The 14985-nt window shown below is 38.2% G+C and carries 13 protein-coding genes; 3 read left to right on the forward strand and 10 right to left on the reverse strand.

Annotated elements, in window-relative coordinates:
• Nucleotides 1–200 precede the first annotated feature (200 nt).
• On the reverse strand, nucleotides 201–1007 hold the full coding sequence (locus tag H6F45_RS24955) for a metal ABC transporter ATP-binding protein (RefSeq protein ID WP_137668091.1): 807 nt from the start codon (nucleotides 1005–1007) through the stop codon (nucleotides 201–203).
• A 67-nt stretch (nucleotides 1008–1074) separates the two neighbouring features.
• Nucleotides 1075–2091 carry a metal ABC transporter substrate-binding protein gene (locus tag H6F45_RS24960; protein WP_190348689.1) on the reverse strand — a complete coding sequence of 339 codons (1017 nt, stop codon included), beginning with the start codon at nucleotides 2089–2091 and terminating at the stop codon, nucleotides 1075–1077.
• Between the two features lie 321 nt (nucleotides 2092–2412).
• Here H6F45_RS24960 and H6F45_RS24965 point away from each other — a divergent pair, with 321 nt between their 5' ends.
• Nucleotides 2413–3966, forward strand: a complete 1554-nt coding sequence (locus H6F45_RS24965) for an iron uptake porin (RefSeq protein ID WP_190348690.1) — start codon at nucleotides 2413–2415, stop codon at nucleotides 3964–3966.
• Between the two features lie 222 nt (nucleotides 3967–4188).
• Nucleotides 4189–4413, forward strand: coding sequence for a hypothetical protein (locus tag H6F45_RS24970; protein WP_190348691.1), 225 nt, complete (start codon nucleotides 4189–4191; stop codon nucleotides 4411–4413).
• On the opposite strand, the gene H6F45_RS24975 is transcribed toward H6F45_RS24970, so the two are convergent.
• The 6 genes from H6F45_RS24975 to H6F45_RS25000 form a co-directional block, all read right to left on the reverse strand.
• On the reverse strand, nucleotides 4356–6095 hold the full coding sequence (locus H6F45_RS24975) for an NFACT family protein (protein WP_190348692.1): 1740 nt from the start codon (nucleotides 6093–6095) through the stop codon (nucleotides 4356–4358). The two genes, H6F45_RS24970 and H6F45_RS24975, sit on opposite strands and share 58 nt — an antisense overlap.
• A gap of 348 nt (nucleotides 6096–6443) precedes the next feature.
• A complete protein-coding gene (locus tag H6F45_RS24980; protein WP_096565916.1) occupies nucleotides 6444–6716 on the reverse strand; it encodes a hypothetical protein in 273 nt (90 codons plus the stop codon).
• Between the two features lie 202 nt (nucleotides 6717–6918).
• Nucleotides 6919–7113 (reverse strand): hypothetical protein, encoded by a 195-nt coding sequence (locus H6F45_RS24985; protein WP_190348693.1) that lies wholly within the window; start codon nucleotides 7111–7113, stop codon nucleotides 6919–6921.
• Nucleotides 7114–7115: 2 nt separating this feature from the next.
• Nucleotides 7116–7373 (reverse strand): UPF0175 family protein, encoded by a 258-nt coding sequence (locus H6F45_RS24990; protein WP_190348694.1) that lies wholly within the window; start codon nucleotides 7371–7373, stop codon nucleotides 7116–7118.
• Nucleotides 7374–7773: 400 nt separating this feature from the next.
• Nucleotides 7774–9039 carry a glycosyltransferase family 1 protein gene (locus H6F45_RS24995; protein ID WP_190348695.1) on the reverse strand — a complete coding sequence of 422 codons (1266 nt, stop codon included), beginning with the start codon at nucleotides 9037–9039 and terminating at the stop codon, nucleotides 7774–7776.
• Nucleotides 9040–10184: 1145 nt separating this feature from the next.
• Complete coding sequence (locus H6F45_RS25000) at nucleotides 10185–10670, reverse strand: RNA-binding protein (protein WP_137669040.1); 486 nt, start codon at nucleotides 10668–10670, stop codon at nucleotides 10185–10187.
• A 71-nt stretch (nucleotides 10671–10741) separates the two neighbouring features.
• On the opposite strand from H6F45_RS25000, the gene H6F45_RS25005 reads away from it, so the two are divergent.
• Complete coding sequence (locus tag H6F45_RS25005) at nucleotides 10742–10882, forward strand: hypothetical protein (protein ID WP_190348696.1); 141 nt, start codon at nucleotides 10742–10744, stop codon at nucleotides 10880–10882.
• Between the two features lie 155 nt (nucleotides 10883–11037).
• Here the strand turns inward: H6F45_RS25005 and H6F45_RS25010 are convergent, their stop codons facing one another.
• Complete coding sequence (locus tag H6F45_RS25010) at nucleotides 11038–11784, reverse strand: hypothetical protein (protein ID WP_137669041.1); 747 nt, start codon at nucleotides 11782–11784, stop codon at nucleotides 11038–11040.
• 635 nt (nucleotides 11785–12419) lie between these two features.
• Nucleotides 12420–14561, reverse strand: coding sequence for a M48 family metalloprotease (locus H6F45_RS25015; protein ID WP_190348697.1), 2142 nt, complete (start codon nucleotides 14559–14561; stop codon nucleotides 12420–12422).
• Nucleotides 14562–14985: the final 424 nt, after the last annotated feature.

A 14985-nucleotide genomic window follows, 5' to 3' on the forward strand; every position in this document is an offset into this window, starting at 1 on the left:
ATTGGTGATTGGTGATTGGTGATTGGTGATTGGTGATTGGTGATTGGTGATTGGTGATTGGTGATTGGTGATTGGTGATTGGTGATTGGTGATTGGTGATTGGTGATTGGTGATTGGTGATTGGTGACTGGTGACTGGTGATTGGGGAAAATAAAGTTCAATGTTAAAACTTCTATTCCCTATTCCCTATTCCCTATTATTTAATGATGGTGTTGATAACGACTAAAACCAGGACCATAAGTTGCTAAGAGATTTTGTGGTGAAAGGGCAATTTCTGGATGTCCAGAACACACTAAAGTTTGATTCAGACAGATGACGCGATCGCAATGACGATTTACCATATCAATATCATGGGAAACCTGCAAAACTGTCCAATTTTCCTCCTGTTTTAACTCATTTAGCAAGGCATAAAAATCAGCCGCACCTCGCATATCTACCCCAGCAAAAGCTTCATCCAATACTAGGAATTTTCGCCGAATTACCAAACAATAAGCTAACAATACCCTTTTTAGTTGACCACCACTAAGAGTACCAATAGCTTGATTTCTTAAATGATAAGCATCTGTACGTTGTAAAGCTGCTTTGACTGCGGCTGATTTTTCTTGTTTGTTTTGCCAAAAATTGGATAAAAATAGATGTTTATTTTGACCTTTTACCTTTTCCCTGTCACCTATTCCCAGTTCTACTAACTCACTCACAGAAATAGGAAAACTGCGATCAAAAATAAAGTTTTGTGGCATATATGCCAATTCTTTACGCAAATTTCCTAACCGAGAAATGGGGCGACCAAAAATTTCAATTGTTCCAGAACTACGAGGAATTAAATCTAAAATAGCTTTAACTAAGGTACTTTTACCAGCGCCATTTGGTCCTACTATTGCTGTATCTGTTCCGGGAAATAATGCAAAGGAAACATCCCGTATAGCTAAATAGCTTCCTTGATAGACGGTTAAACCTTCTACTTTTAATATTGGCAATAATGTTTTTGATTCTTGTTCGTCAGTCATTCGATTTTAGATTTTAGATTTTAGATTTTAGATTTTGAATTATCAATTATCAATTATCAATTATCAATTATTGACATCCTGCTGCTAAACTCTGCAAATTATTTCTCATTGCTTGGAAATAATATTGTGGGTTGGTTTCCCCAGTTTCCAAAGAACTAAGAGGATACAAAGTTAATTTCAAATCTTGAGAAAGGCTATTCAGTAATTTATTGTCTACTCCTGGTTCACTAAATAAAGCTTTTACTTGGTACTTTTTCACTGCATTGACGGCTTTTTTTACGTCTGCTGGTGAAAGTTGATCTTCGGGAATTTTCACAACTGCAACTTGCTTGAGGTTGTATCTTTGGGCTAGATAAGGAAAGGCATCATGAAAGGTGATAAAAGTGCAGTTGGGTGTTTTGCTTAAAGTCTGCTGAAATTCATTATTTAATTTTTCTAATTCTTGAATATAAGTGGCAGCATTAGTTTGATAAACTTCTTTATTGGCTGGATCAGCTTTAATTAAACCATCTCTAATATTGATCACTTGCTGTTTGGCAAAAACTGGATCTAACCAAACATGAGGGTTTCCCTCTGCGTGTTCATGTTTGTGATCATGATCGTGATCGTGACTTTTTACTTCCTCTACTGGTGATATGTCATCTACTACTTTAATACCTTTACTGGCATCAATTTCTATTAATTTGGAATTTTCTGCATTTTTGATGGTATTGCTAAGAAATTCTTCCATACCTAAGCCATTTTTTACTAAAATTCTGGCTGTGGCGATCGCCTTCACATCATCCGGTGTGGCCTGATATTCATGCACATCTGTACCTGGTGGAATTAAAATCTCTACATCTGCTACATCTCCAACTACAGCTTTTGTAAACAAATACACGGGTAAAAACGTAGTTACTACTTTAGTTTTTTCTGAGTTTTGTACCTTTTCTACTGGTGACGGTGATGACTGAACCGCATTTTGCGCTGTGTTGTTTTGTGTTTGCTGACAACCAGAGGCAATTAAACAGCAAAATAGAGTAAATATTAGCCCAATAGGCTTTTTATAGACTTTTATCTCTTGTTTTGTAAGATTAACTGTCATTTGCTTTTCCTCTCTTTAGCAGAATTTTTGATTTTAGGTCAATTTTCCATTGAAAATTATACTCATTATACATTAATATAAGAACCATTATCATTTTCACATAATACTGACAACAAAAATTATGCACTATTTACAAGATGCTTTGATTTAAGTAATGTAGATTACATTTTTTTCTGGGAGACCGCTTTAAGATTAATTTTTTTAAGTGCTGAGGTATTTTTGGCTACATAGTTGTAAAAATGACCTTAATTAGCTTTGTTAAAAAACGTAGCAAATAAACTTCTCGGTACAGTTGTGAAATAACAATGGGTGTGTGGAAAAATGGCTAAAAAGTGGAATCATCTTACCAGTCCAGCTATTTGCAGCATTATACTATGTGCAAATACATCTGTTTTCGCAAGTGAACCAGCAGGGAAAACAGAAACTAATTATTCTCAGCAAGAGTTAATATCACAAGTTACTTCAGTATCTCAGTTGTCAGATGTACAACCGGGAGACTGGGCATTTCAAGCGTTACAGTCTTTAGTAGAACGTTATGGTTGTATTGCTGGGTATCCTAATGGTACTTATCGGGGAAATCGCGCATTAACCAGGTATGAATTTGCAGCAGGTTTGAATGCCTGTTTGGATCGGGTGAATGAATTAATTGCTACTGCAACTGCTGATGGAGTCACAAAACAAGACTTAGCAACTATCCAAAAACTGCAAGAAGAATTTTCTGCGGAACTAGCAACCTTACGGGGGCGTGTGGATGCTTTGGAAGCAAAGACTTCTGAGTTAGAAGCAAATCAGTTTTCGACCACTACTAAACTGCAAGGTCAAGTTGTAGCCGTTGTTAGTGATGTTTTATCAGGTGATCAAGTTAACGGATCACCTATTACAGATAAAAATACTACCCTTGGGGCGCGGACAAGAATTGAATTTGTCAGCAGTTTTACGGGTGAAGATACACTGTTTACCACAATTGAGAGTAATAATATCGACACTCCTGACTTGCTAACAGGGGAAGGAAATTTGGCTTTTGCAAGTAGTGGTACTACCACTTCTGTACTGGGAACACTATCGTATAGATTCCCTCTAAGTGAGAAAACCCAAGCAATAGCGATCGCCTCCGGTGGTGCAATAGATGACATTACCAGTACAGTGAACATTTTTGACGGTGATGGTGCTTTTGGTGCTTTATCTACCTTTGGTACACGCAACCCAATTTATGGACAAATAGATGGTTCGGGTTTGGGAGTAACTCACCAGTTTAGCGATAAGGTGGGAGTAAGTTTAGGGTATTTAGCAGGTTCAGCTAATAGCCCTGCCAGTGGAAGTGGTTTGTTTGATGGTCCCTATGGTGCTTTGGCACAGTTGACAGTTAAACCCAGCGATCGCATTACTTTAGGTTTAACTTACATCAATTCCTATAACACACCACTAGCTACAGGTAGCAATAACGCCACATCTAACTATTTTACAGGCAATTCATTTTCCAGTAATTCCTACGGTGTGCAAGCATCCATAGGCATTAGTGATAAATTCGTGTTAGGTGGTTGGGGTGGATATACAAACAGTAATGTGTTAACAGGTGCAAGAGGAGATGTTGACATTTGGAACTATGCTGTCACCCTTGGTTTCCGAGACTTGGGTAAAAAAGGTAACTTAGCTGGTATTATCGTCGGCATGGAGCCAAAAGTTACCAGTACAAGTACCAACTTAGCAGCATTCAAAGACCAAAACACCTCATATCACATTGAGGCATTTTATCAATATAAACTCAACGACAATATCACTATTACCCCTGGGGTTATTTGGTTAACCGCACCAGACCATAATACTAATAATAATGATGTAGTCATTGGGGCGTTGAGAACTACCTTTAGTTTCTAGGAACAGGGAATAGCGAATAGAGAATAGCGAATAGGGGCAACCACGGGGGGTTTGCCCCTACGTTGTTAAATAAAAAACCAGCCTTCCCACGGGCTGGTCAAAAAAATTTTAAAACGTTGTTCGTGTTGTCTTCTCAGTAGAGTCAAAACCAAATTGCGCGTTCCCAAAATGTAACGGGCAACTTTTCTTAACAAGATTGTAACAGGCAGTACAGATTTTTCTATGAAATTCTCAAAAAATATCTTCCCTCAGTTAAGGAAGTCTTTATATTTACAGGCAGATGAGGAAGATCCGTCAAGGTCTAAAAGTCAGGAAGTTATGACAGGAGTTCAGGAGTCAAAAGGTAAATATTTCTCCCCAGTCACCAGTCACCAGTCACCAGTCACCAGTCACCAGTCACCAGTCACCAATTGTGGTTTTCCCCAAATTATGGTTTCGTGTTTATAAACCACAAGTCCAGGTTTTGCACCTTTGGGTTTATAAACTCGGTTGGGTTGGGTGTAAACTACTGGTACTTGTTCACTTTCACGGCCACGACTAAAGTAAGCTGCTAGGTTGGCTGTGTATTCTAAGTCTGCTTCGTCTGGAACTGCACCGGGTTCTAAACGTAGTAAAACATGACTGCCGGGTATTTCTTGGGCGTGAAACCATAAATCATAATCTCCTGCTACCCGAAATGTGAGATAATCATTTTGGTTGTTGTTACGACCGATCAAGACTTCAAAACCGCTAGGGGTGCGATAACGACGAAAGTTTGTACTTGCGGTTTCAGTGTTGCTGCGACGACGATATTCTAAGTCTTCTAAATATTTTTGTTCTATGAGTTCATCGCGTATTTCTTCTAAAGCTTGTAAGTCTTCTGTATTTTGGTAGTTCTCTATTTGGGAAATAGCAGCTTCTACTTGTTCTAAATAGTCTATTTCTGATTGTACGTCTAATAATAGTGGTTCAACTGCTGCACGGGCGCGTTTGAGTTTTTGGTGTTGTTTGTATAGCTTTTGGGCATTTTGGACGGCGTTTTTATCTGGTTGGAGGGCGATCGCCACTGGTTTTCCTGTCTCAAAATCATCTAAAATAATTTCTGTCATTCCTGGTTGCCAGTTTTGCAGATGTGCCATTAATAGGTCTGCTTGTTGTTTGTATTCATCTGCTTGATCTGACTGTTGTAACCGGTCTTTAAAGGTTTGGGCTTTAATATTTAACTTACCCAAAATATTACCCAACTTCTGGGTTAACTGATGACGTAGCTGAGAAAATGATTGTTGATTTAATTGATCTGTATAATATTGGTTGAGTAATTCTTGGATATTTTTGGCTGGTGTTATTCCTCCCCAACCTAAAACAGTGTAACCTTTTGCAGTTACAGCAGGTTGAAATTTACAACTTTCTAAAGTTTCTAAAGTTTGTAACCATTCTTGCCATTTGGTAAATAACCTCTCCCAGTCATCGGCAGTTAAAATATCAGTATTGGTTTCTGGTGATATATTGGCAGCGAATAACATAGAATCTAATAAAGCTGCACTTAAACCGCTATAACTTTTCAGGAGTTGCTTTTTAATAGATCCGGGAACTAAACTAACTCGTTCTTGCCAGCGTGTTTGTGATTCGTTTAAATTGGGTATAGTTCCTGTTAGTTTGGGTGGTGTTTCGTAAGGTTCACCAGTTTGAATAGGACGAACTCTAGACTGTTGTTGACTAACTTGATGGGCGGCGGTGATAATTTCGTTATTTGCGTCGGTGAGAATAGCATTACTATATTTACCCATTACTTCGACGTACAGGTGATAAAGTGCTGCTTCTCCTGGACGACGGGCAAATTTAAAGTCTACCACTCGTTCCCAAGGGGCGATAAAATCTATAGCTATTAAAGCTAAACCACCTAACTGATGGATGAGTTGTTGACTGAAAGTGAAAGTATCTGGTGTGCGTGGTGGTGGTTCAGCAATACAAATTCTTGTGGCTTGGGGATGCCATGATATATCTAGCCACTCGCGCTTTTTCATGGTGCGGAGGGCGATGGCTATGGTATGGCGATCGCGTTGATATACCTGTTCTGTGCGTGCAGGTAGCCAGTTAGCGCGGAGTTCGCTGCAAGTTGCGGTGAGGGTGGTAAAGTCTACGGGTTGCAAAATAATTAATAACTATGATTTTTAGGTTTAAGCTATTCTGAATTATAGGACTTAGGCACAGATCACGGAATAACGAACCGCAAAGGACACAAAGGGAAGAGGGTTTAAGAGAGATTTTGGGTTATTACTGAGTTATTATCATTTTTTGAAGAAGCAGCGCCAAACCGTTTAACAGTTTCTTCTTTCTCTGTGTTCTCTGCGCCTCTGCGGTTCGTTTATGAATTTTTTAGTGCGATCGCCACTAACAAGATAATTAACAATATATAGCAGGAGTCAGGAGGCAGGAGTCAGAAAGAGAAAATTAACTTTTGCCTTCTCACTGTCACCTGTCACCTGTCACCTGTCACCTTACTGCCAGGGTGAAGGAATAGGAGTAGTTGACAGGACTTTATCAGCCATTAATCTTAAACCTGTTTTACCACAACTAGGACAGGTAATTTCTAGAAATTGGGATGAGGTGACATCTACTTCACTCAAAATACCTTGTTTACAGTGCCAGCATTCAAATATAACTCTGCTCACGGGTTGATTACAGTCTAATATCTTGATGTGTTGGGATGGGGTGGGTTGACTGTCTATTTTTCTAGGTTTGGGGAATTTTTTGATTTCTTGAACTTCCATCGTTGTACCTGCTTTACTTTCTATCCACTTTAGCCTTTAGGTTGGGAGATCACAAAGCTAAACTCATCTGTTGTTGCACTTGATCGGGAAAAAGGCTGAAAAACCTACCAGATACCCAACTTCTGAATATATTTTTTTATCTCACGCAGAGGCGCAGAGGACGCAGAGAGGTTTTTTTATAACCAAATGTATCATTATTTATTTAATACGGATGTTTATGATATGATGGAAAATGATTAAGTTTGTTAATTGCTATATCTATTTTACCAGCTTTGACAATTTCACCCCAAACAGCAGCAGGAACAATAATTTCCGTAAATAGCTGTGGTAGTAAATAGGTAAGTTGACTTTTAAATAGTACAATTAGCAGTGATGTGTTAATAACTATTTTATTCATATCTATTCATCTAGTGATGCAATTTTCTCGGCTAATTCGACCGCAGTATATTGAAAGGGAGAAACCTGATAACGAATCAGAACATCCATAAATTCTATTCTGTTTAAACCTGCTATCTCTGCCGCTTTACCTTGAGATATTGATCCTAATTCATACCATTTAACAGCAGCAGCTATTTTCATTTCTCTGGCTAATTCATCAGGGGATTTTCCTAATGTGTGAAAAATACTTTCTGGTAATTCTATAGATATAGTTGTCATGGTTAGGTAGTTGAAATTAATAATATAATTGTAATATAGCAATCCTGAACAGTTAGTGAGAAAATTCTCAAATATAACAGATTTCTTGACAGTAAATGTGTAAGTCATAAAAAAATATCCCCTGACAAAACCAGAGGATATCAAAAACCCGTCAAAAAAGATTATTCTATTAATTAGGGTTTGCTGAATAAACCTAAAACCTTGATATATCAAAGGTTAGAGGCTGATAAACACAGAAATTAGTGCAAGGGTTTTGAAGGGTATACCGGAAAAAGTGTGCATTTTTTGGGATTTCAAGAGATAGCAAAGAAATTTTCAAATCTCCTCCTGACTCCTGACTCCTGACTCCTGACTCCTGACTCCTATGCCCTCACGGAAAGACTTTCTCAGCAACCCCTAATTAACCACGCACCAAAGCCGGCTCTTTAACCGATTGCAGCAGTTCAGTATAAAGTGAATCCAACTGACTCGCCACACCATCCCAACTAAACTTACTCATTACCCGTCTCTTACCCGACTTACCTAACTCTGCACGCCATTCAGAATTACCTAAAATTCTATCAATAGCATTACTAAACGCTGCTACATCTTGAGGTGGTACTAACAAACCAGTATTTTCATTCACCACACTAAACTGAAGTCCACCCACATCACTAGCGATCACCGGTGTACCACAGGCCATAGCTTCCACTGCCACCAGTCCAAAAGGTTCATAATGGCTAGGAATCACGCACACATCAGCCGCAGCGTAATAAGTTGGCAATATTTCTTGTTTCAACAACCCAGGGAAAACGGTACACTCACCCATCCCCAACTCGTTAACTATTCCCTCAATGCGATCGCGTTCTCTACCATCGCTATTACCTGGTGTACTTCCCCCACCAATAATTAACTTCAGGTTTTTATCACCAAAAAAATGCGACTCCCGCACCGCACGCACCAAAGTTTCTATCCCCTTCCGTGGATCAAAACGTCCCACATATAACACCACCTTAGCATCTGGCTCAATTTCTAATTTAGCTCTAGCAGTTTCTCGATCCACAGAACCAAAGCGGCGAATATCTGTACCACAAGGAATAATATCAATATTTCCTTGTTGAGAAACCAATGTTTTCATGTGTTGTTTTTCCTGTGGACTTGTAGCCACAATTTTTTCTGCTGTTTCTAAAACTTCTTTTTCTACAGCTAAACGTTGACTAGCAACCAAAGGAATATTTTCTATGGTGTTGTATTTGACGATACCTAAAGAATGATATGTATGAACCTGTTTACTTCCTTGGATTTGTTTTAACTGCAAACCTACCCAGCTAGATAGCCAGTAGTTAGTGTGAACCAACTCATATTTAAATCCGTTTTCTTTTTGAAATTTTAATAACTGTTCTACAAATTCTGGCAAATATTTAAATCCGTTATCTCGTGGTACAAATTCCACTGGTCCTGCTGTTAACCGAATGGTTCGACAGCGGGAATTATGTTGAACAATATCTTCTTGTTCAACACTTATTTTCCGGCTAAACATATCAACCTGCCATCCTAGTTGGGATAGTGCTTCACCCACTTGACGGACATATACATTCTGTCCTCCAGCTTCCTCTCTTCCAATTTCAATCGCCGGATCACCATGGACTGAAATCAAAGCAATGCGTTTGTTACTGGTAGAGTTCATAAGTTGTGTGTTGCTGATTATCACAAGGTAGTTTGGGTTTCCAAGTTTACGCTGTTCACGCTTACCTGAATTCTTTAGAAACTTTGATTAATCTTTATTTTAATTTATAAATGATGATTTCAGGGGTAACTTTTCATCAAATTCACGTATTTTTGTATATTAATATTCAATACCTTTGATAGATTAAATTATATTTTTTTAATACTAGTAAAAAAATATTAATGACATATCAGACATTAATTAATGCAAAATTAATGCTTAATGCGCCGATTAACAATCATAAAATACGTGAAATTTAAATATTTTTATTCACTGATTGAAATTATTTGTTTCCCCCATAAAACAATTATTAATTACTGTTGAATTGACAATTTCGTTTGGCTTACACATCTTTCATACTCACAATCTTTTTTGGTGAAATTACTTTTTTTAAACTACAGTATTTAAAATACAGTATTGACTTATACTATTATTATGAATTATTTTTTTTTGTTAAATAAGCTACAGTTTTGTAAAAAAGTTACAGCAGGGGGCAGAAGGCAGTTCACAGGGGTAGGTTTTTAATATTATCTGTTAAGGCAGGACTAGGAAGACAAGGTGGGAAAGTAGACAAGGAAGATTTTATACGGACAATGGTCTTTTTGTTACCAAGAGAATATGATTTTGTACGGTTTTCCTCCCTTGTCCACTGTCCTTCCCTGTCCCCCAAGTCTTGCCCTTGTGAGGGGGCAGGGGGCAGGAGTTTTTTATGTTGGATTTTGGATTGTTTTTGTCAACTCCAATCTAAAATCTAAAATCTAAAATCTAAAATCTTTCTCCCCAGTCCCTATTCCCCTTAATAAAATTAAGCAGTGCTGAAGCCAGATTTAGCTTTCAACACTGCTTAATGCCTCTGTTATTGTTGGTTGTTTGCACAAAAAACAGTCCACGAGGGCTGGTGATTTCAGAGAAATTTAGTAGCCTTAGCTACAAGAGAACAACCAAAAATTAAAAATCTCCATCATTTGTGATATAGCTGTAGACAAAGTAGTTAGGACATCAATTCATCATGAAAATCCCACCAGCAGCGAGTTTTACTCCTGACTACTGACTCCTGACTCCTGCTATATTTGTGATTTTTAATTTTTAGCACTGGACCTGGAGGATCAGGAGCCGGCAGCAGCTAACATTTGTTTGAGTTGTTCTAACTTATCAGCCCAACGGGGATCTGGACGAATTGCGTCTGAATCAGCTGTGGTAGCTGTCTCACGAGATCCACCACCACCACGGCGAGACTTTTTAGATGCTTTTTCACGGCGTTCTTTGTTGGTATTAGGTACAGGAGTGCTACTACCTTGACTAGCAGCTTTAGGCGCTTGTTCTTCACCTTCATCACCTTTAGTCCGGGGTAATGCCTTTTCTAGTTTAATGGCAGCATCTTTAAACAATTGACCATTATATTTTTCAATAATTTGGTCTGCTTGTTCATCGTTGTTAACTGTTAAAAATCCAAAACCACGACATTTACCTGTTTTGCGGTCTTTAATCAGTTTAGTAGTGACAGCATCGCCTTCAGCCGCAAATACAGCTTGCAATTCTTGACGATCAATTTCTTCTTTGGGCAAATTACCTATGTATAGGCGAACGGACATGAACTATACCTCCAGTGTGGAAATGAAAATGACAAAACAAAAACATTGACTTGGCTTTGGCTTCTAAATAGATGCTATTAACAAAAATCGCCATAAACCAATTTTTTAATGCCAACTATCAAACTATAGTTTCAAACTACATGAACATACAGCGGGAGGCAGGAGGCAGGAGGCAGGAGGCAGGAGAAAACTGGCTTGGTGACTGCCTTTAAACTTAAATGCTGGACTTCATTGATCTGCAATCTGCTATACATTTATATCATGTTGTTTGTTCGTAGGGAATCACCCCAACAGGGAGAACTATAACGCCCCTATCCCTTGGCTAAAAGTTGGCTAAAAGCTGTCGGGAATATTTTATATTAAAATATTAAACTACCATTAACATCAACAATTTAGATGTTTGTTTACGAGCCGGTAGTAAAGATTTTAATTTAGCTTTTTGTTGATTGTAATAACGATTAATTGACTTGATAATCTGCCCTTTGATTATAACTTGCACAAATCTAGGTTGGTTAGCAGTTAACGCTGCTAGGTTATCTCTGCCTACATTAATCGCTGCAATCGCATCTTGTTTTAAGTCATAATCTAACTCCTCTTTTTCATAAACAACTTCTACCACATCATGGTCAATATTGGGTACATTCCTGACTCGATGCAGACAGAAATAATCTACAACAGTAGGAATGCAAATATGGTTTGGTGATAGATGAATCAAGTCTGCTTTCATTTTAGATTTACTCACGATCTGATCAATATAAACTAATAACTGTCTGCTCTTTTCTTGGTGTTGATATTTGAGTAATTTGTCTATGCCTAAAAATTCTGGTTTATTTTCTTTATATATCTTAATTGCTGTGAGCAAGTTTAACAAATTGAAATCTAAACCTAATAAATATTTTTTTACTACTTGAGTAGATAAAGCTAGGTCAGCTTGAAAATTCTTTAACTGTTTTTCTAGGAAATTAACATCCAGATATTTATGCTTCAAAATAAAACTTTGGTAAATATAAAAGTTAGCATAACTGTATAAGTTTTTAGCACAAAAGCATAAATCATCAATCTCCTGTTTATGGGGATAACTTTTTTGAATAATATACCGCTCAATTATTTGCATGATAATCTTAACAATATGCTTATATATACTAAACAAGGACTATAACCCAGTGATTACTCACACTAATAAGTTTTGTAACCCTAATTGCTGTGCTACTAAATTTATGAATATTAATGCTCATGTTTGTTTATAGATTGGGCGCAATTTTCCAATACCGTTTTTTGTGAGGATGATGCTTATTTAAGACTAAACCGCTAGTATGACCAGCTAATACCATTTTAATTCTCAGGATTCCAAATTTAATAGTTAATAGTCCACTACAGTAAATGAATTCTTTCCAGCTTTAACCCACAGGACAAAATACCATCTCTTAACATTATCATGGTATTGCCTACGTAGCTAGTTCAGCACTCACATTTTTGCAGATTGCATTATAGCATTATAGCATCGTAGTATACAATACATTTTTGCACAAGGGGATTTTTGGAAACAAAAACCAGCCATCGGCTGGTCGCTTTCCTGCTGTTTTGGAAGGATTAAGGGGGATGGAATATTAGCAGTAGCAGAATTACTAACTAAGTTGGGTGACTGAGTTAGGTCAGTTGCTATTAATTTCATGAACAAATGTAACATTATTGAGTTCAAGTTTGCAACGTTTGTTTACATTTCCTGGGTTTTGAAGGCAGGAAGTGCCATTATCTGGCTAGAGATTGGGCTGTTAGCATTATATAAGCTCCCCAAGCTTGGGCGATGACGGCTAAAACAGTGGAAAAAATGGGATGGGGACTATTAATAATTGTGCCATTTTCAGTTTCTAGGGTTTGAATGTCGATCCAAGGTGTTACCCCTCTTCGTAACCAACCTGTAACGATAATTTGCCTACCTATCAATTCTTGGGGTGTGGTTTTGAGTTCTAACCCAGGAATATGATGTAGCTTCACTAAACCGATGCTGGACTCTAAAATCAGGTCTTGGGCTAGACAGTTGCTAGTACCTCGACGACCTAACAGTTTACCAGTAATACGGACGCTGACGCTATCCAGTGGCAAAACCGAGGGGTTTGTTAATAGCTGCAAAATTTGCTCATCACTGTCTAAGCTCAAAGATTTGATTTCTGGGAAAAAGGCATTTAGCCGCATGACTGTACCAATGCTAAAGCCTATCATTAAGAATCCTGTCACAAATGACCAATCATCATAAATCCATTTCAGGTTAAATAAATGCAAGGTGTATGCACTTTGCCAAGCTAACCAAAACAGTCCTGCTAATGTCAAACCTAAAGGAATGCCCAAAAAGGGGGCAATTTGTAATAAGAAAGATTGTGGTTTAACTTGCAATAACTCTGGATGGATAAAATGTAGTTCTGTTTCTAAATGCCAATGACGAGCAATTTTACACAAACGTTGCAGGCGATCGCCCAATAAAGGATGACTATTATTAATAGTAAACCATTGCCGATAAGGATTGCTATTTTCCCATATTAATAATGATTCCCAAGGTAAATGACCTGCAAGGCTACCTAAACAGAGGCTGTGTTGAAAATCTACTGGGGCTAAAATATTCAAGCTTTCTAATTGCGGACTGGTATGTTGTTGTTTTTTGATATCATCAGCAATACCAATGGTAATTTTCAGTAAAGCACGAATTAACCCATTAGGATTACCTGTAATTTCGGCAGCTTGGCGATCGCTGGCATAAAGGCGAAACCGCGCATTCAGCAAAGTTGTACCCGTCAATAAACACCAAATACCATAACACAAACCCGCCAAACCTGTAGCAGTCCAGCACCAAATTTTCTGCTCACTTTTATTTGCCAAAGTTGAGGCTTGCTGATAAAGTTGATAAATCGGTAAAGTCACCAACAAAGCCAAAGACATCACCCCAAAATCCCAACGGTTAATCTGTCCTAAACCTAAAGCATAAATAGTAGCTATTTCATCATCTGTAAGTTTTGCTAACAGTCCTTGACTAACAACAATTCTGGCGTTACGAGGTAGATTACCATAGGTGAACATCATCGGTGCTGCTATTGGTAAAATCTGGAATGTGGGAACAGGCCAACGTTTTAGCTGACAAGTACGTTGTGTGATCCTCACTGCTTCCCGACTATAGGTATACAAAATTTCTTTAGATAACGGTTGTTGCTGATAAAATTCTGTTAGTAACCAATCTAACAACCAAGGAGACAGCACCAACAACACCAACAACGGGACTAATATTAAGGTAGTAAAATCACTATATAAAAATGGCAATGGACTAACATAAGGAAGTTTATCTAAAATCTGATTGGTTAAAGTCATTACCAACTCTAACATGGCGCGTAATACCCAAAACAAAGCCATGAAAGTTGCTAAAGCTAATAGTCGGGAAGGAATTAAGTTATATTTACGGAGAGGTTGCCATACTTTTGCACGTCTAGCTTGTCGCCAATAAATACTGGTTGTTTCTGTGGTACGGTAGATGTTATTAGTAGATTTTTTTGATCCACTTGCTTGTGGCTTAGTGATTTGAGTAGAATTGACAATATTGTGTGATTGATGATGTGATTTTGATTTGAGTCTTTTTTGTCGTTTAGTTAAATGTTCAAGTGCAACTTTTGCCCATTCTTGAACTTGGGAATTATCACTTTCAATTAAATTTCTACACAAGGCGATCGCCTTTGATATTTCCCCTGTGTGTGCATAAGACATCACTAAACCAACCAGTGCTTGCAAACGGATATCGCTGTCTTCTGGTTGATTAGCAATAGGCAAAAGTTGAGTTATTGCCGCATAGTAATTTCCCTCTTTGAGAGCAGCTAAACCCGCCTCCAAAGAGGATTTTTCAGATGAAAGCATAGAATTTTTTTTACTCCAATTTCTTCTAGAACACCGATTCATTAATCCTAAGGGCGAAGCATTCAGACGGAATATGAACTGGTTTCAGCGATAGGTTATCACCCGAATGCTTCGCCCCTACCAGGTAACAACAGATTACCTTTCAGATGGAATATGAACTGGTTTCAGCGATGGGTTATCACCCGAATGCTTCGCCCCTACCAGGTAACAACAGATTACCTAGCATTACTGAATCGACGCTCTAGGTAAGACCGCTATCTAATTAGAAATTCAACAAATAGATGGGAGTTCCTGAATAAATTCAGAAGTCAGGAGGAGAGGACTGGGGACTGGGGACTGGGGACTGGGGACTGGGGACTGGGGACTGGTGACTGGGGACTGGTGACTGGGGACTGGGGACTGGTGACTGGGGACTGGGGACTGG

This window comes from Sphaerospermopsis sp. FACHB-1194 (assembly GCF_014696235.1).
GTDB classification, from domain to species: domain Bacteria; phylum Cyanobacteriota; class Cyanobacteriia; order Cyanobacteriales; family Nostocaceae; genus Sphaerospermopsis; species Sphaerospermopsis kisseleviana.